Here is a 15,744-nt window from a genome sequence, read left to right as displayed (position 1 = left end):
CATCCATGGCCCACCACCGACTCGTCGCCGTCGACTGGGGCACCAGTTCGCTGCGCGGCGCGCTGCTCGACGCCGACGGCCGGGTGCTGGACGAGCAGGCCCATCCGCGCGGCATCCTCAACGTCAAGCCCGGCGGCTTCACCGAGGTGTTCGAGACGCTGTTCGCCGACTGGATGCGCCCGGCCGGAACCCGCTGCCTGATCTCGGGCATGGCCGGCAGCAAGCAGGGCTGGGTCGAGGCGCCCTACTGCGCCTGCCCCGCAGGCCTGGCCGAGGTGCGCGGCAAGATCCTCGAGATCGAGCCCGGCCGGATCTCGATCGTGCCGGGCCTGAGCGACACCCACGACGGCGTGCCCGACGTGATGCGCGGCGAAGAGGTGCAGATCCTCGGCGCCATGGCGCTGACCGGCCTGCGCGACGGCCTGTTCGTGCTGCCGGGCACGCACAACAAGTGGGCCCGGGTGAAGAACGGCATGGTGACCGGCTTCCGCACCTTCATGACCGGCGAGTTCTATGCCCTCCTGAGCCAGCACTCGATCCTCGCGCGCACGCTGGACACTTCCGCGCCGCTCGACGAGGCCGCCTTCCTGCAAGGCGTGACGCAGTCCGACAACGGCCAGGGCCTGCTGCACAACGCTTTCGGCGCGCGCACCCTGGCCCTGTTCGACCGCATGCCGACGCGCGAACTCTCGAGCTATCTCTCGGGCCTGCTGATCGGCGAGGAACTTCGCACCCAGTCGGTCCATGCTGCGGTCGAGGTGGTGCTGATCGGCGCGCCCGCGCTCACGCAGCGCTACCTGCTGGCGTTGCAGGCGGCCGGCACTCAGGCCCGCACGCTCGGCACCGAAGCCACCTGGGCCGGCCTGCACGCACTCCATTCATCGAACCACAGAAGACCATGAGCACACCCACGACCAAGTTCTCCGCCGCCCTGCAGGCGCTGCCGCTGGTGGCGATCCTGCGCGGGCTCACGCCGGCCGAAGCGCCCGCGGTGGGCGACGCGATCGTCGAGTCGGGCTTCCGCCTGCTGGAGGTGCCGCTGAATTCGCCGCAGCCGCTCGAGAGCATCGCGCTGCTGCGCCAGCGCTTTCCGCAGGCGCTGGTGGGCGCCGGCACGGTGCTCGGCGCGCAGCAGGTGCGCGAGGTGCATGCCGCCGGCGGCGAATTGATCGTGGCGCCGAACTTCAACGCCGAGGTGATCGCCGAGGCCGCCCGGCTCGGGCTCGTGAGCCTGCCCGGCGTGATGACGCCGACCGAGGCCTTCGGCGCACTGGCCGCAGGCGCCACCGGCCTCAAGCTGTTTCCCGCCGAACTGGCCTCGCCGGCGGTGGTCAAGGCGCTGCTCGCGGTGCTGCCCAAGGGCACGCCGCTGATGCCGGTCGGCGGCATCACGCCCGACAACATGGCCACCTGGCGCGCGGCCGGCGCGGCCGGCTTCGGCATCGGCTCGGCGCTCTACAAGCCCGGCAAGAGCGCGGCCGCGGTGCGGGAGGACGCGCTGCGCTTCGTGGCCGCCTTCTCGGGCAGCCAGCGCGCCTGAAACCGCCTTCCTTCAACAACTCTCCGACGAGCCCCGCCATGTCCGCAGATTCCGACTACGCCAGCCCCGCCGTGCGCACCCTGCGCCAGGACCTCGCGCTCGCCCTCCGTGCCGCCGCGCACCACGGCCTGTCCGAGGGCGTGTGCAACCATTTCAGCGTCATGCTGCCCGGCGCCCAGGACCGCTACCTGATCAACCCGCGCGGCCTGCACTGGAGCGAGATCGGCCCCGACGACATCGTCCTGATCGACGTCCATGGCGAGGTGCTCGCGGGCCGGCACCGGGTCGAGCCCACCGCCCTCTTCATCCATGGCGCGGTGCATCGCGTCAGGGGCCACGCGGTGGTGCTGCATTGCCATATGCCCTATGCCACCGCACTCACGCTGACGGTCGACCGGGCGCTCGACCCGACGCTGAGCCAGAACGCGATGCGCTTCATGGACCGGATCGCGATCGACGCCGACTACAACGGCCTGGCGCTCGACGACCACGAGGGCGAACGCATCGCCCGCGCGATGGCCGGCAAGGACGTGGCCTTCCTCGCGAACCACGGCGTGGTGGTGGCCGGGGCGACCATCGCCCATGCCTACGACGACCTGTACTACCTCGAGCGCGCCTGCCTGCACCAGGTGATCGCGCAGTCCACCGGCCGGCCGCTGGTGCCGGTCGGGGCCGCGCTGGCCGCGCAGGTGGCGGCGCAAATCCAGGGCGAGCGCGAGCAGTCGGACCTGTTCTTCAAGGCGCTCGGGCGCCTGCTGCCGGCGCCGCGCCACGCCGCATAGGGCACGCGCCGCGGCGCGCTCAGGCGCGCCGCACAGTGCCGGCCCAGAACAGTTCCATCGGACGGCTGCGCATCCGGCGCCAGACGCCTTCGTACAACGAGCGGACGTGCGCGCGCCGCAAGTCGCGCGAGCGGATGGCCATGTGGAACGCCAGCGCGAAACTCACCGCCACGTTCAACACCGCCATGCTGCAGACGCCGGCCACCGCCCACCACAGTTCCGCCGAATGCAGGGGCGCCTTGCCGAGCACGCCGAGCGCGACGCCGATCGAGCCCGCGCTCAGCGTCACGTGCCGCACCTCGAAGCTGAACGCGAAGGCCGACAGGAGGGCAGGAACGAGTCCCAGAAGGAGCCCCAGCGAGATGTTGCCGGCCACGCCGGCGATGTTCGAGCGCCAGAAGGCCGCCAGCCGGGCCACGCCGGCGGCGCCGAGCGTCAGGCGCAGGCGGCGGTTGTAAGCCAGCGCGTCGCCGACCCGGTGCAGCACGAACCAGTTGTCGACCCAGCCCGCGAACAGGCTTGACGACCACAGCAGCACGCCCGTCAAGGCGGCGTAGATCGGGGTCGGCCCGAGCAGCGAGAACGACTGCAGCGTGGCGTGCGCCTTGTCCGGCGAGATGAGGTCCGATCCGAAGAGCGTGCGCCACAACAGCGCCACGCCGAGGCACACGGGAAAGACCGCCAGCACATTGCCGAGCACCGCGGCCGCCTGGGTGCGGATCAAGGCCAGCACGGAAGTCACGAAGTCGTCCATGCCCTGGGGCGTGCCTGCCGCGTCGAGTTCGCGGGCCAGCGTCGGCGCGGTCATCGCGGGCTGCTTGGTCGCCAGCGAGAAGTGCAGGAAGTGGATCAGCAGGAAGCTCGCGGCGTAGTTGATGCCGGCCAGCAGGCCCTCGAGCAGGGAGGCCAATTGGGCGCCGCTGATCGCGAACTTGACGCAGACCGTGACCACCGTGACGAGGCCGCCGCCGGCCGCCATGCGCAGCATCTTCAGGTATTCCTGGCGGTCGCGGGCGATGTAGTGCTCGCCGGTGTCGGCGTTGTATTCGACCACCTTGCGCGCCAGCAGCGAGAAGTTGCTGCGCATCAGGTGCGAGACGCTCTGGCTTTCCTGGTTCGCCGTCACGAGTTCGGCCGTCAGGCGCGCCATGGCACGCATGTCGTCGGGCGCCATCCAGGTGTCCAGCAGTTGCTCGGCGCGGGCGATGCGCATGCGCATGCGCTCCATCTGGAACACGATGTCGATGCTGACACCGTTTTGGTAGAGGTTGGCGAACACGTCGTCGATGGCGATGCGGCACTGGTCCAGCAGGACCCGCAGGTAGTTGACCTCGCGCAGCAGCCGGCCGGGCTCCGCGCCGTCCTCGACCGCCTCGTGCGCGGCCTCGACCGCCAGCATGGCACGCGGCAGCCGGTAGAACGGCTGCGATTCGGTCGCGACGCGGGCGTCGGCATCGCCGAGCCGGCCGCGCACCATCTGCGACATGCCCGTCGAGCTGATCTGGCAGGTCAGGTTGTGCAGGGCGGCCAGCAGGTCGAGCGAGAAGGCGCCCGTACGCCGCGTGTCGTCAGCCGCGTCGTGATCGAACAGCGCCCGGATGCGATCGAGCACATCGGGCGGCAGCGTGTCGATCCAGTCGGCGTCCGCGCTCGACGTGAACATCAGCGTGAACAGCGCGCTCAGTTCGCGCCGGTTCGGCGCCGGCGGAATCAGCGACGACTGGATGCGCTCGGTCAACGCGCCGAAGAAGCCGGAGTGAACCGGCATGCCGGCATCGCACAAGAGCGAGATGCCGTCGCTCTCGCGCAGCACGGCGCGCAGGATGCCCGCGACATTCGCCTTCCACGCGGGATTGCGGTCGAGCACGTTCAGCATGTAGCGCAAGCGGGTGTGCTCCTGGACGGAGCGCGCCTCCGTGGCGCCGTCCGCCTGCACGATGCCGCGGCGGCGAATCCAGTGCGCGAGTTCGATCAGCCATTCGCTGCGCTCGGCATAGGACGCTGTCGCGTCCGCCATCGCCAGCAGGGCGTCGAGCTGGTGCCCCGCGCTGCGCGACGCGCGCCACTTCTTGAAGGCGGTGAAGATGCCAGGCATGGAGCTCACGAAATTGAATCCGGTGGGGAGGAAGCGACGCTGGCGCACACCGCTTCCTGCTGATTCTTCGACCGGAAACGCGCACAGCCGCATCTGCCTGGAGAGCGCGGGCCGACGTGTCCACAGCAGCAAAATGCCGACAGCGAACACGCCGATCCGCGCCAGGCACCAAGCGCGGGGAGCGATGATAACTGCCGGCGCCCGGGGCGGATCGCCGGCCTGGCTCACGCCGCGTAAGGCGGCGCTTCGGCCGACAGGCCCTGCTTGACCTGCCGCGTCAGGGCATCGGCCAGCACCTCGAACTGCCCGGCCTCCAGCGCCGCGAAGGTCTGCTTCACCACCTCGTCGGGCGAGGCCTTGGCGCCGGGCACCTTGCTCGTCATGTCGGTGTCCATGAAGGCCACGTGCAGGCTCAGCACCTGCGTCCCCTGCTCGCGCAAGGCATTGCGCAATCCATTGCTCAGCGACCAGGCGGCCGACTTCGAGGCGCTGTAGGTCGCGGAGCCCGGAAGGCTGAGCCAGCTCAGCACCGACAACACGTTGATGATCGCGCCGCCGCCGTTCGCGGCCAGCACCGGCGCGAAGGCGCGGGCGACCGCCCAGGGGCCGAAGAAGTTGGTCTCGAACTCGGCCCGCGCCGACTCGAAGGCGTCGGGCGAACCCAGCAGGCTCGCGCCGCGCGAGATGCCGGCGTTGTTGATCAGCAGCGTGACGTCACTGCAATCGCGCGCGGCGGCCTCGGCCTGCTCGGGCCGGGTGACGTCGAGCGCCACCGGATGCACGCCCGCCAGCGTGATGCTCCGGGGGTCGCGCGCGGCCGCGTAGACCTTCTTCGCGCCGCCGGCCAGGGCCGCCTTCGCGAAGGCCAGGCCCAGGCCGCGGTTGGCGCCGGTGATGAACACGACGGAGTCCTTGAGGTTCATGGTCTTCTTTCGGGAAGGGATGAAAAAAATCAGGAAGCCTCGATGCGGCGCAGCAGCGCGCGGGTGCTGCGCGGCCAGCCGACCCGGCCGAACCAGGCGCCGCCCGCGATCGCCGAGGCGATGACGATGCCGTACACCACCAGTGCCGCACCCTGCATCACGAAGACATGCACGAGATCGCCGCCCCAGCGCAGAGCGAGCCAGCCGCCGAGGCCGGCGACGACCAGCCGCGCGATGTTGCCGAGCACCGGCCACAGCAGCCGGCCCGCGCCCTGGGATGCGAAGTACAGCACCAGCCCGACGCCAAAGAAGCCATAGAACGGCCCGACGGCGCGCAGGTACTGCGAACCGGCCTCGAGCATCGCGGGGTCGCTGCCGAAGAGCAGCAGCCAGGGGCGCGGGAACAGCGCGGCGGCCAGGCCGATCGCCCCCGAGAGCACGAAGGCGATGGCCGCGCCGGCCCAGGTGGCGCGCAGGGCGCGCTCGCGCTGGCCGGCGCCGATGCAGGTGCCGACCATCGCGACCAGCGGCGCGCCGAGGCCGAACACCAGCGGCACCAGCAGGTATTCGAGCCGCGACGCGGTGCCGTAGCCGGCGATCGCGCCCGGACCGAAATGGCCCGTGAGCGCGGTCGCGATGCCGATCGACAGGTTGGTCGCCACGGTCGACACCGCACCCACCAGTCCGATGCGCAGGATGTCGCGGAACAGCGGCCAGCGGAAACGCACGCTCGCCCACGAGGGCTTCAGCAGGCTGCCCGCCGAGCGCAGGTAGGCCCACAGCGCGAGCGAGCCGCCCAGGTAATAGACCAGCAGCGCCACCGCGCCGCCCGCGATGCCGAGGCCCGGGATCGGGCCCCAGCCGAAGATCAGCAGCGGCGACAGCGGAACCAGCACCACGACGCCGGCCACCGTGACGTTGGCCGGCACCGCCATGTTGCCGGTGCCGCGCACCACCGCGGCCAGCGAGTTGAAGATCCACACCAGCACCGCGCCCGCGAAGGCGACGTTGGAATAGACCATCGCGGCCTCGAGCGAAGCGCCGGTGCCGCCCATCAGCGAGAACAGCCAGCGTCCGCCGAACAGCATCGCCACCATGAACAGCGCGCCGAAGCCGATCGCGATCGCGATCGCATGCAGCACCAGCGCGTCGGCGTCGTCGCGCCGGCGGGCACCGAGCGCGCGCGCGATCGAGGACGCGATGCCGCCGCCCATGGCGCCGGCCGAGGTCATCTGCATCAGCATCACGATCGGGAACACCAGCGCCATGCCGGCCAGCGCGTCGGTGCCGAGCTTGCCGACGAAGAAGGTCTCGATCAGCCCGACCGAGGCCTGCGCCACCATCACCACCACGTTGGGCGCGGCCAGGCGCAGCAGCGTGGGCACGATCGGCGCTTCGAGCAGGCGCCGGGTGCGCGGGTCCAGCGACGTCAATGGAGCACCTTCGTGCTTCGCACTGCGGTGCAAGCTTGCTTGGGAGCGGCCCGGCGCTGCGCTCATGCGAGCGCCTTCGCCATCAGCACCGGCCGCGATTCGCGGATCGGCAGGTTGACCAGCGCCGCCCCGGCCGCCAGCACGATGTCGATGTACCAGACGATGTCGTAGCTGCCGGTGGCCTGGAACACATAGCCGCCGAGGAAGGCGCCGAGGAAGCCGCCGACCTGGTGCGCCAGCATCACGATGCCGAACAGCATCGCCATGTTGGCGGGGCCGAACATCTTGGCGACCAGGCCCGCGGTCGGCGGAACGGTCGAGAGGAAGGTCACGCCCATCACGGCGGCGAAGACCAGCATCACGACCGGCGTCTTGGGCGCCAGCAGGAAGACCAGCACCGCGAGGCCGCGGGTCGCATAGAGCAGCGCCAGCAGCGACTTCATGCGCCAGCGGCCGACGGCCCAGCCCATCGCCAGGCTGCCGACGATGTTGAAGAGGCCGATCATGCCGAGCGCCCAGCCGCCGATCTCGGGCGGCAGGCCGCAGGCCGCGACCACGCCCGGAAGATGGGTGGCGAGGAAGGCGACGTGGAAGCCGCAGACCAGGAAGCCGAGGCTCAGGTAGCGATAGCTCGGCGTGCCGAGCGCCTGCCGGATCGCCTCGCGTGCACTGAGCGGCTGGATGCCGCTGGCGGCAGCCGATTGCGCCGCGAGCAGGTTCGAGTTGCCCTTGAGCACCCACACCGCCGGCAGCGCCAGCAGGATCAGGATGGCCAGCCACTGCATGGCGCTGGCCCAGCCGACGGCAGCCATCAGCCCGATCGCGATCGGCGCCATCGCGAACTGGCCGAAGGAGCCGCCCGCGTTGACGATGCCGGTGGCCAGGCCGCGCCTGTGGGCCGGCACCAGGCGCGTGGTCGCGGCCATCAGCACCGACGGCCCCGCCATGCCCGCACCGCCCGCGGCCAGCACGCCGATCGCGAAGATCAGGCCGGCCGTGGTGGTCATCAGCGGCGTGAGGAAGGTGCCCAGCGCCACCAGCAGCACGCCGATGAAGATCACGCGGCCGGTACCGATGCGGTCGGCCACCGCGCCCGCGAAGGGCTGCGTGAGGCCCCACCACAGCTGGCCGAAGGCGAAGGCCAGGCTGATGCTGCCGATGCCCAGGCCGGTCGAGGTGTTGAGCGACGACAGGAACAGCCCCATCGTCTGGCGCACCCCCATGGTCAGCGCGAAGGTGCCGGCCGCGGCCAGCAGCACGACCCAGACGGCGTAGCGGGCGACGGACGACGCGCCCGCGGTGGTGTGGTCATTCATCGAGTGCTCCCTCGGCGATCTCGCCCGGACCCTGCAGGATGGCGATGCTCTCGTCGAGCAGCTGGTGCAGTGCCAGCACCCGCTCGACACCGAGCAGCTCGTTGAGCGTCTCCTGCGCGATGCGCCAGTGGCGCTGCGCCTCGCTGCGCTTGCGCCGGCCCTCGTCGGTGATCGCGACCAGCCGGCTGCGCGCATCGGGGCCCTCGCCCTGCGTCAGCCAGCCGGCGGCGACCATCGGCTTGAGGTTGCGCGTGAGCGTCGAGGCCTCGACGCCCATCGCCTTCGCCAGGTCGACCGGCCGCAGCGGCCCGAGATGCAGCACATGCGACAGCAGCGAGTACTGCGTGGTCTTGAGACCGCTCTTCGCGAGCTCGGCGTCGTAGTGGCGCGAGACCTGCCGCACCAGGTGCCGCAGCCGGAAATTGGTACAGCCTTGCGGCTTCGCGATGGTGTTCATGTCGATGATTGTAGCTACAATCATTGCATATGCAACTTTAAGGGAATTCGCATGACATCGACCGATCAACTGGCGGCCTGGATCGCCGAGGAAGCCACGATCTCGGAACGGCTGGACGCGGGCCCGGGCCCCGGGGTCGCGCAGCGGGAGCAGATCGCCGGCAAGACCGGGCTGGAGATCATGAGGGCGATGCTGCGGGCCGAGATCCCGTATGCCCCGATCGCCAAGACGCTGTCCTTCCAGCTGATCGAGGTCGAACCGGGGCGCGCGGTGTTCCAGGGCAGGCCGCTGGCCGAACACCTGAATCCGCTCGGGACCGTCCATGGCGGCTGGTTCGCCACCCTGCTCGATTCGGCGCTGGGCTGTGCCGTGCACACGATGCTGCCGGCCGGCCATGGCTACACCACGGCCGAGCTTGGCGTGAACCTCGTGAAGGCGCTGACGCCCAAGGTGCAGCGCGTGCGCGCCGAGGGCAAGGTGCTGCATTGCGGCCGCCAGCTGGCCACCGCCGAGGCCCGCCTCGTCGGTGCCGACGGCACCCTCTATGCGCACGCCACCACCACTTGCCTGGTGTTCGAACTGCCGAGCCGCTGAGAGCCCCTGCGCACTCTGAGGTGAATACACCTTCGGCGGCGGGGGGACATTGCGCCGCCCCCGGGGGGACGCCAGTGATTATGATTCGCATTGACGCACGCGAGCCGCGCGCCGATGCCACTCGATCCACAGTCCCCTGGAGACGCTTCATGACCGCACGCCCTCGCGCGCCTGCCCGCGCGACCCTCGCGCTGGGCGCGACCGCCCTCGTCCTGCTGGCCGCCGCCCTGCCCGCCCACGCGGCCGGCGAAGTCACGCTCTACACCACCCGCGAACCGGGCCTGATCCAGCCGTTGCTCGCGGCCTTCAGCGCACAGAACGACATCAAGGTCAACACCGTGTTCGTGAAGGACGGCCTGCTCGAGCGCGTCAAGGCCGAAGGCGCCCGCTCGCCGGCCGACGTGCTGATGACGGTCGACATCGGCAACCTGATCGACCTGGTCGACGGCGGCGTCACCCAGCCGGTGAAATCGGCCGCCCTCGAATCCGCCATTCCGTCCAACCTGCGCGGTGCCGACGGCCAATGGTTCGGGCTGTCGATGCGCGCCCGGGTGCTGTATGCCGACAAGAGCCTGCCGCTCACCTCGTTCCACTATGAAGACCTCGCGAACCCGAAGTACAAGGGCAAGGTCTGCATCCGCTCGGGCCAGCATCCCTACAACGTGGCGCTGGTGTCGGCGCTGATCGCGCACGAGGGCGAGGCCAAGGCCGAGCAATGGCTGCGCGGCGTCAAGGCCAACCTGGGCCGCAAGGCCACCGGCGGCGACCGCGACGTGGCGCGCGACATCCTCGGCGGCATCTGCGACGTCGGCCTGGCCAACTCCTACTACGTCGGCCAGCTGAAGGGCGCCAAGGAAGGCACCGACGCGCGCAAGTGGGGCGACGCGATCAAGGTGATCAAGCCGACCTTCGTGCAGGGCGGCGGCACGCACGTCAACATCAGCGGCGCCTCGGTGGCGAAGAACGCGCCGCAGCGCGCCAACGCGGTCAAGCTGCTCGAGTTCCTGGTGTCGCCGCCGGCGCAGGTGCTCTATGCCGAAGCCAACTACGAATACCCGGTGCGCAAGGGCGTGGCGCTCGATCCGATCATTGCCTCCAGCATCGGCGAGCTCAAGGTCGACCCGCTGCCGATCGCCGAGGTCGCGAAGTACCGAAAGCAGGCCAGCGCGCTGGTCGACAAGGTCGCGTTCGACCAGTGACGCGGCTGCGGTCGGTCGGCCCGGTCTGGCGGATCGCTTCGGTGCTGATCGCACTCGGCGTGCTGGCGCCGGTGCTGAGTCTGCTGTGGCTCGCCTTCGGTTCGGGCCTGGGGCACTGGGGCCACCTGGCCCGGCATGTGCTGCCCCGGGCGGCGCTCGACACCGCGATGCTGCTGGCCGGCGTCGGGCTGCTGGTGCTGGTGATCGGCACCGGCTGCGCCTGGCTGGTGACCGCCTGCGACTTCCCCGGCCGCGGCGTCCTGCACTGGGCGCTGCTGCTGCCGCTGGCGATGCCCACCTACATCGTGGCCTTCGCCTACCTCGACCTGCTGCATCCGCTCGGTCCGGTGCAGGGCGCGATCCGATGGCTGCTGGGCTTCGACAGCCCGCGCCAGTTCCGCCTGCCCGACCTGCGCTCCATGCCCGGCGCGATCTTCGTGCTCGGCTTCGTGCTCTACCCTTATGTCTACATGACCGCACGCGCCATGTTCATGACCCAGCCCGCCCACCTGATGGAGGCGGCCCGCTCGCTCGGCGAGAGCCGCCTGGGCGCCTTCGTGCGGGTGGCGCTGCCGCTGGCCCGGCCGGCGCTGGCGGTCGGCCTCAGCCTGGCTTTGCTCGAAACGCTCAACGACATCGGCGCCTCCGAATTCCTCGGCATCCAGACGCTCACGGTCGCGGTCTACACGACCTGGATCACCCGCTCCGACCTCGCGGGCGCGGCCCAGATCGCCTCCGCCATGCTGTTCGTGGTGATCGCGCTGGTGCTGCTGGAGCGCCACGGCCGGCGCCACCAGCGCTTCGGCTCGGCGCAGCGCATGCGCGCCATCCAGCCGCGCCGGCTGCACGGCGCGGCGGCATGGCTCGCCAGCGCCGCGGCCGCGCTGCCGGTGCTGGTCGGCTTCGCCGCGCCGGCGCTCTACCTGGTGTGGGAAACGGCGAAGCGCCTGCGCCTGGGCGGCGGGATTTCGGCCGGCCTGGTCTCCAGCCTCGTCAACACGATCGGCGTCGCCGCGGGCGTGACCACGGTCGCGGTCGCTGCCGGCCTGGTCGTGGCCTGGGCGGTGCGCACGCAGGGCTCGATGCGCAACCGCGGGCGCTGGCAGGGCCGGATCGCCACGCTGGGCTATGCGGTGCCGGGCACCGTGCTCGCGATCGGTCTCCTGACGCCGGCGCTGGCCGCCGATGCCGCGCTGGCCGCGCTGATCGGCCATCCGGGCCTGCCGCTGATGGGCGCGGGCATCGTGCTGGTGGTGGCCTGCGCGATCCGCTTCCTGGCGATGCCGGTGGGCGGCATCGAGGCCGGCCTGGCACGCATCCCGCCGGCGCTCGAACAGGCGTCGCGCCTGCTCGGCGAGAACGCCAACGGCACGCTGCGCCGCGTCCACCTGCCGCTGCTGCGGCCCGCGATCGCGGCCAGCGCGCTGCTGGTGTTCGTCGATGCCATGAAGGAGCTGCCGGCCACCCTGCTGCTGCGGCCGGCCAACTTCGACACGCTCGCCACCTGGCTCTATGCGGAAGCCGCGCGCGGCACCTACGAGGAAGGCGCGATCGCGGCACTGGCGATCGTGGTCGCGGGGCTGCTGCCGGTGGTGCTGCTGGCGCGCAGTGGATTCTCGGAGGCCGCGTCATGAGCGCCGCGCCGGGCCGCCCCAAGCAAGCTCGCACCCCCTGGGGGGGCAGCGAGGACACGCAGTGCCGAGCGTGGGGGCTCGTATGAGCGCCGCGCCGGGCCGCCCCAAGCAAGCTCGCACCGCAGTGCGAAGCACGAAGGTATTCCAATGAGCGCCGCGCTGGAAATCGAAGACCTGCGCCTCGGCTACGAAGGCGCCCACGGCCTGCACACGGTGGTCGATGGCTTTTCCCTCTCGCTCGCCGCCGGCGACATCGGCTGCCTGCTCGGCCCCTCGGGCTGCGGCAAGACCACGGTGCTGCGCGCGATCGCCGGCTTCGAGCCGGTGCGCGCGGGCCGCATCCGCCTCGGCGACAGCCTGCTGTCGTCGGCCGAGGTGCACGTGCCGCCCGAGCGGCGTCGCGTCGGCATGATGTTCCAGGAGTACGCGCTGTTTCCGCATCTGAGCGCGGCACGCAACGTCGCCTTCGGCCTGCGCCGCTGGCCGCGCGCCGCGCAACGCGAGCGCGTGGCGGCGATGCTCGCGCTGGTCGGGCTTCCCAACGCGGGCGAGCGCCTTCCGCACGAACTCTCGGGCGGCCAGCAGCAGCGCATCGCGCTGGCGCGCGCACTGGCACCCGAGCCCGCGTTGCTGCTGCTCGACGAACCCTTCTCCAATCTCGACGGCAGCACGCGCGAGCGCTTGACGGCCGAGGTGCGCGAAATCCTCAAGAGCGCCGGCCAGACCGCGGTGCTGGTGACGCACAACGAGGCCGAGGCGCACGCCATGGCCGACCGCATCGGCGTCATGCACGACGGCCGGCTGACCCGCTGGTCCGCCAGCAGCCGCGGCTAATGCGGAGAGGGCTTTTTTAGACAAGGTCTTCACGGCCCGGAAGAATTCCCGCTTCCAGACCCACTCCGAACGAGAGAGAGAGCACCATGTCCCAGCCCCAACCGCTCACCCTGGTCAGCCACCTGCTCTGCCCCTACGTGCAGCGCGCCGCGATCGCCCTGCACGAGAAGGGCGTCGCTTTCGAACGCGTCGTCATCGACCTGGCCGACAAGCCGGACTGGTTCACCGCCATCTCGCCGCTCGGCAAGGTGCCGCTTCTGCGCGTGCCGCAGTCCGGCGGCGGCGAAGCGATCCTGTTCGAAAGCAATGTGATCTGCGAGTACCTCGAAGAAACGCAGTCCGGCGTGCGCCTGCACCCCGAAGACCCGCTCGCACGTGCCGAGTCCCGGGGCTGGATGGAGTTCGGCTCCGCGATCCTGGCCGACCTGTGGGGCTACGAGACCACGCGCGATGCCGAGGTGTTCGAGCAGAAACGCCTTGCGCTCGCGGGCAAGTTCGAACGCGTCGAGGCGGCGCTGAAGGACGGCCCGTACTTCGCGGGCGCAAGCTTCAGCCTGGTCGATGCCGTCTTCGCACCGATCTTTCGCTACTTCGACGTCTTCGACGAGATCAGCGACTCGCGCGTCTTCGAGGCGACACCCCGGGTGCGCGACTGGCGCGCAGCGCTGGCGGTCCGCCCGAGCGTGCGCGCTGCCGTGGTGCCCGCGTACGCGCAGCACCTGCGGGACTTCCTGCGCCGGCATGAGGCGCATCTGCTGACGCTGGCCGGCCCCGCCGCGCGCGCCTGACGCGCGACAATGGCGAAACGACCACTCTTCGCGCCCCACGACATGCGACTTCTCCACACCATGCTGCGCGTTGGCAACCTCCAGCGCTCGATCGACTTCTACACCCAGGTGCTGGGCATGCAACTGCTGCGCACCTCCGAGAACCCCGAGTACAAGTACAGCCTCGCCTTCGTCGGCTACGAGGGCAACCCGGCGCAGGCCGAGATCGAGCTGACCTACAACTGGGGCACCGACAACTACGAGATGGGCACCGCCTACGGCCACATCGCGCTCGGCGTGCCCGACGCCTACGCGGCCTGCGAGAAGATCAAGGCGGCGGGCGGCAACGTCACGCGCGAGGCCGGGCCGGTCAAGGGCGGCAGCACCGTGATTGCCTTCGTGACGGATCCGGATGGGTACAAGATCGAACTCATCCAGCGCGCGGAAGGCGCCGCGGGCGGCGGGCTGCGCTGAGGCCCTTCGCGCAGCCCGGCGCCTGCCGGCCCGGGGCCCAGGCTCAGCCCATCGGCGCGGCCGTGGTCCACAGGCCGAAGTAGATGTCGGCCTTCTCGCGTGCGATGGCCGAGCCGCTGCGCTCGATCGACGCCGGCGACCTGCTCGCGAAGTCCGCGATCGACTGCGACAGGTTCCAGACCTCCGCACGGTCGATCAGCAACAGGCGGTCATGGAGGGGCTTGGTGGCTGACAGGCGCACTTCGAGCGGCCGCGCTGTGCGGTACTGCGCCTGCCAGCGGCTGACCGCGGGGCCGAGGCTGGACTTGGCGCCCGCGCGATCGCCGAGGATGCGGATGCGCACGCCTTCGCGCGCGCAGACCGCGATGTCGGTCAGCGCGGTGGCGTTGACATAGGGGTCGACGATCAGGATCTCGTTGCGGGCGGCGCGCACCACCTTCGAGAGCTCGGCGAAGACTTCGAAGGGGGCGTGGCGCGCGATGAGCGCGCCGCCCTCGGCCGCCGCCGGACGGGCGGGCGATGGCGCGGCACGCTGCAGGCGCCGGTCCACGATCGAGGCGAGGCAGCGGCGGCGCGGGGCGGGTGCGAAGGGACGACTGTCGCCGTTCAAGACGATCTGGATGGAACGCGTGCCGATCGTGAGGACGATGTCGGCGGGATGTCTATGATTCGAGGTAGCCATGATGTGCGTTGCTTTCTACATGTTGCACGTTGTGGTTAGAGCCTCGTTGGTGTTGGTTGCACCTTCGGGGCTCGCCTTTTTGTCTCAGATGGATGTGATGAGTTCACGCATCCCGCCCTGAGGCGCGGCGGCTTTTCTTGGGCGCACCCATTCACTTGGAATGGCGGGGAAGCGAAGCGAGGGCGTTCGGAACGCGCCGAGGGAAAAGTCCGAAAGTGCCGCCGGCGCTTCGGCCTCAATGCTTCGTCCCATGCATGACGCATCGGTCTGAACGACGGCCGAATCGTCGACAACCCGATGTCTGCGCGCCTGAGCAGGCATCGCATTGCTGGCCTCGTCCGCCGGACCGACGAGAACGGAATCGAGCAGCGGGAGAACCGCCGATCAAAGGTCGCGCAACACGGGCTTGGTCGGTGCCGGCAGGACCCGCTTTCGGGGCCGGCCTGCCATCGGAACTTCAGCCGGCAGCGCATCGATCTCTTCGTCACTGAGTTCGACCGCAGGCGCTTCGGGCTCGAACGCGGGCTGAGAGCGTGGCAACGGCGTCTGCATCAGCTCGGGCGGCCGTGCGGACGTGGCTGGCGCTGATGCCACCGGCGATCGCGGCGCAGCACGCTGCGCATCGCCGCTCGGCAGCGGCCCCCTCGCCGATTGCGCCGACATCACATGGAGCAACGCGCGGAACTCCTGGGCGCGACGCTCCTCCTGATCCGCCTGCCAGCGCCGCAGTTCCTCCGCTCGGGCCTGATCACGTTCCGCCTGCTGCCGTTCCTGGAACTCGAGCTCGATCTGGATGGCCTGGCGCACGGCCTGGGCGACGTCCGCGTTGCGTCCGGGCGCGTCCACCGGCTGCAGCCGCCCTTGCGCCAATGCCGGCAGATCCCGCAGCGCCAGCCGGATCTGCTCGCCGAATGCGGCTCGGAGCCGGCGCACGCACCACCAGGCCACCACCGAGGTCCCTGTCAGGACCGCCAGCAGGCACCCGAGCCAGAGGATGGCCATGAACTGACCCCA

Annotated in this window: 16 protein-coding genes; 9 read left to right on the top strand and 7 right to left on the bottom strand. The window is 70.4% G+C overall.

Going from position 1 to position 15,744, the window contains the following annotated elements; translation table 11 throughout:
- Positions 1 to 5 precede the first annotated feature (5 nt).
- The 3 genes from AC1DYK_RS08430 to AC1DYK_RS08420 are packed head-to-tail and all read left to right on the top strand — an operon-like array spanning position 6 to position 2,322.
- Entirely contained in the window at positions 6 to 902 is an 897-nt protein-coding gene (locus AC1DYK_RS08430; protein WP_478165854.1) for a 2-dehydro-3-deoxygalactonokinase, read from the top strand.
- Positions 899 to 1,540, top strand: a complete 642-nt coding sequence (locus AC1DYK_RS08425; protein WP_478165853.1) for a 2-dehydro-3-deoxy-6-phosphogalactonate aldolase — start codon at positions 899 to 901, stop codon at positions 1,538 to 1,540. Before AC1DYK_RS08430 ends, AC1DYK_RS08425 begins: the two co-directional genes overlap by 4 nt.
- Positions 1,537 to 2,322, top strand: coding sequence for an aldolase (locus AC1DYK_RS08420; RefSeq protein ID WP_478165933.1), 786 nt, complete (start codon positions 1,537 to 1,539; stop codon positions 2,320 to 2,322). Before AC1DYK_RS08425 ends, AC1DYK_RS08420 begins: the two co-directional genes overlap by 4 nt.
- Positions 2,323 to 2,341: 19 nt before the next feature.
- Here AC1DYK_RS08420 and AC1DYK_RS08415 read toward each other — a convergent pair whose 3' ends face one another.
- The 5 genes from AC1DYK_RS08415 to AC1DYK_RS08395 form a co-directional block, all read right to left on the bottom strand.
- The gene (locus AC1DYK_RS08415; protein WP_478165932.1) at positions 2,342 to 4,417 is read right to left on the bottom strand and encodes a site-specific recombinase; all 2,076 of its coding nucleotides are present in this window, start codon (positions 4,415 to 4,417) and stop codon (positions 2,342 to 2,344) included.
- Between the two features lie 224 nt (positions 4,418 to 4,641).
- Positions 4,642 to 5,340: an SDR family oxidoreductase gene (locus AC1DYK_RS08410; protein ID WP_478165852.1), complete on the bottom strand. Its 699-nt coding sequence runs from the start codon at positions 5,338 to 5,340 to the stop codon at positions 4,642 to 4,644.
- A 29-nt stretch (positions 5,341 to 5,369) separates the two neighbouring features.
- Positions 5,370 to 6,773, bottom strand: coding sequence for an MATE family efflux transporter (locus AC1DYK_RS08405; RefSeq protein WP_478165851.1), 1,404 nt, complete (start codon positions 6,771 to 6,773; stop codon positions 5,370 to 5,372).
- Positions 6,774 to 6,835: 62 nt separating this feature from the next.
- Positions 6,836 to 8,089 (bottom strand): MFS transporter, encoded by a 1,254-nt coding sequence (locus AC1DYK_RS08400; protein ID WP_478165850.1) that lies wholly within the window; start codon positions 8,087 to 8,089, stop codon positions 6,836 to 6,838.
- The gene (locus tag AC1DYK_RS08395) at positions 8,082 to 8,546 is read right to left on the bottom strand and encodes a MarR family winged helix-turn-helix transcriptional regulator (protein WP_478165849.1); all 465 of its coding nucleotides are present in this window, start codon (positions 8,544 to 8,546) and stop codon (positions 8,082 to 8,084) included. The genes AC1DYK_RS08400 and AC1DYK_RS08395 overlap by 8 nt, the downstream gene beginning before the upstream one ends.
- 51 nt (positions 8,547 to 8,597) lie before the next feature.
- Here AC1DYK_RS08395 and AC1DYK_RS08390 point away from each other — a divergent pair, with 51 nt between their 5' ends.
- From AC1DYK_RS08390 to gloA, 6 genes are all read left to right on the top strand, one after another.
- Positions 8,598 to 9,140 (top strand): PaaI family thioesterase, encoded by a 543-nt coding sequence (locus AC1DYK_RS08390; RefSeq protein WP_478165848.1) that lies wholly within the window; start codon positions 8,598 to 8,600, stop codon positions 9,138 to 9,140.
- A 149-nt stretch (positions 9,141 to 9,289) separates the two neighbouring features.
- Entirely contained in the window at positions 9,290 to 10,339 is a 1,050-nt protein-coding gene (locus AC1DYK_RS08385) for an extracellular solute-binding protein (RefSeq protein ID WP_478165847.1), read from the top strand.
- Positions 10,336 to 11,973 (top strand): ABC transporter permease, encoded by a 1,638-nt coding sequence (locus AC1DYK_RS08380; RefSeq protein WP_478165846.1) that lies wholly within the window; start codon positions 10,336 to 10,338, stop codon positions 11,971 to 11,973. The genes AC1DYK_RS08385 and AC1DYK_RS08380 overlap by 4 nt, the downstream gene beginning before the upstream one ends.
- A gap of 147 nt (positions 11,974 to 12,120) precedes the next feature.
- Positions 12,121 to 12,807 (top strand): ABC transporter ATP-binding protein, encoded by a 687-nt coding sequence (locus AC1DYK_RS08375; protein WP_478165845.1) that lies wholly within the window; start codon positions 12,121 to 12,123, stop codon positions 12,805 to 12,807.
- Between the two features lie 86 nt (positions 12,808 to 12,893).
- The gene (locus tag AC1DYK_RS08370; RefSeq protein WP_478165844.1) at positions 12,894 to 13,595 is read left to right on the top strand and encodes a glutathione S-transferase family protein; all 702 of its coding nucleotides are present in this window, start codon (positions 12,894 to 12,896) and stop codon (positions 13,593 to 13,595) included.
- Between the two features lie 42 nt (positions 13,596 to 13,637).
- The gene (gene gloA / locus AC1DYK_RS08365; RefSeq protein WP_478165843.1) at positions 13,638 to 14,048 is read left to right on the top strand and encodes a lactoylglutathione lyase; all 411 of its coding nucleotides are present in this window, start codon (positions 13,638 to 13,640) and stop codon (positions 14,046 to 14,048) included.
- Between the two features lie 43 nt (positions 14,049 to 14,091).
- Here the strand turns inward: gloA and AC1DYK_RS08360 are convergent, their stop codons facing one another.
- Complete coding sequence (locus AC1DYK_RS08360; RefSeq protein WP_478165842.1) at positions 14,092 to 14,730, bottom strand: hypothetical protein; 639 nt, start codon at positions 14,728 to 14,730, stop codon at positions 14,092 to 14,094.
- Between the two features lie 384 nt (positions 14,731 to 15,114).
- Positions 15,115 to 15,732, bottom strand: coding sequence for a hypothetical protein (locus AC1DYK_RS08355; protein ID WP_478165841.1), 618 nt, complete (start codon positions 15,730 to 15,732; stop codon positions 15,115 to 15,117).
- Between the last annotated feature and the right edge of the window lie 12 nt (positions 15,733 to 15,744).

The sequence above is a fragment of the Variovorax sp. P2_H12 genome (assembly GCF_056403395.1).
This window is presented reverse-complemented; position numbering and strand designations above follow the sequence as displayed.

What these genes read in the sequence shown, in the direction of transcription:
- AC1DYK_RS08430 (WP_478165854.1), top strand. Translation starts at nt 6, where the DNA reads ATGGCCCACCACCGACTCGTCGCCGTCGACTGGGGCACCAGTTCGCTG.
- AC1DYK_RS08425 (WP_478165853.1), top strand. Translation starts at nt 899, where the DNA reads ATGAGCACACCCACGACCAAGTTCTCCGCCGCCCTGCAGGCGCTGCCG.
- AC1DYK_RS08415 (WP_478165932.1), bottom strand. Translation starts at nt 4,417, where the DNA reads ATGCCTGGCATCTTCACCGCCTTCAAGAAGTGGCGCGCGTCGCGCAGC.
- AC1DYK_RS08410 (WP_478165852.1), bottom strand. Translation starts at nt 5,340, where the DNA reads ATGAACCTCAAGGACTCCGTCGTGTTCATCACCGGCGCCAACCGCGGC.
- AC1DYK_RS08400 (WP_478165850.1), bottom strand. Translation starts at nt 8,089, where the DNA reads ATGAATGACCACACCACCGCGGGCGCGTCGTCCGTCGCCCGCTACGCC.
- AC1DYK_RS08395 (WP_478165849.1), bottom strand. Translation starts at nt 8,546, where the DNA reads ATGAACACCATCGCGAAGCCGCAAGGCTGTACCAATTTCCGGCTGCGG.
- AC1DYK_RS08390 (WP_478165848.1), top strand. Translation starts at nt 8,598, where the DNA reads ATGACATCGACCGATCAACTGGCGGCCTGGATCGCCGAGGAAGCCACG.
- AC1DYK_RS08385 (WP_478165847.1), top strand. Translation starts at nt 9,290, where the DNA reads ATGACCGCACGCCCTCGCGCGCCTGCCCGCGCGACCCTCGCGCTGGGC.
- AC1DYK_RS08375 (WP_478165845.1), top strand. Translation starts at nt 12,121, where the DNA reads ATGAGCGCCGCGCTGGAAATCGAAGACCTGCGCCTCGGCTACGAAGGC.
- AC1DYK_RS08370 (WP_478165844.1), top strand. Translation starts at nt 12,894, where the DNA reads ATGTCCCAGCCCCAACCGCTCACCCTGGTCAGCCACCTGCTCTGCCCC.
- gloA (WP_478165843.1), top strand. Translation starts at nt 13,638, where the DNA reads ATGCGACTTCTCCACACCATGCTGCGCGTTGGCAACCTCCAGCGCTCG.
- AC1DYK_RS08360 (WP_478165842.1), bottom strand. Translation starts at nt 14,730, where the DNA reads ATGGCTACCTCGAATCATAGACATCCCGCCGACATCGTCCTCACGATC.
- AC1DYK_RS08355 (WP_478165841.1), bottom strand. Translation starts at nt 15,732, where the DNA reads ATGGCCATCCTCTGGCTCGGGTGCCTGCTGGCGGTCCTGACAGGGACC.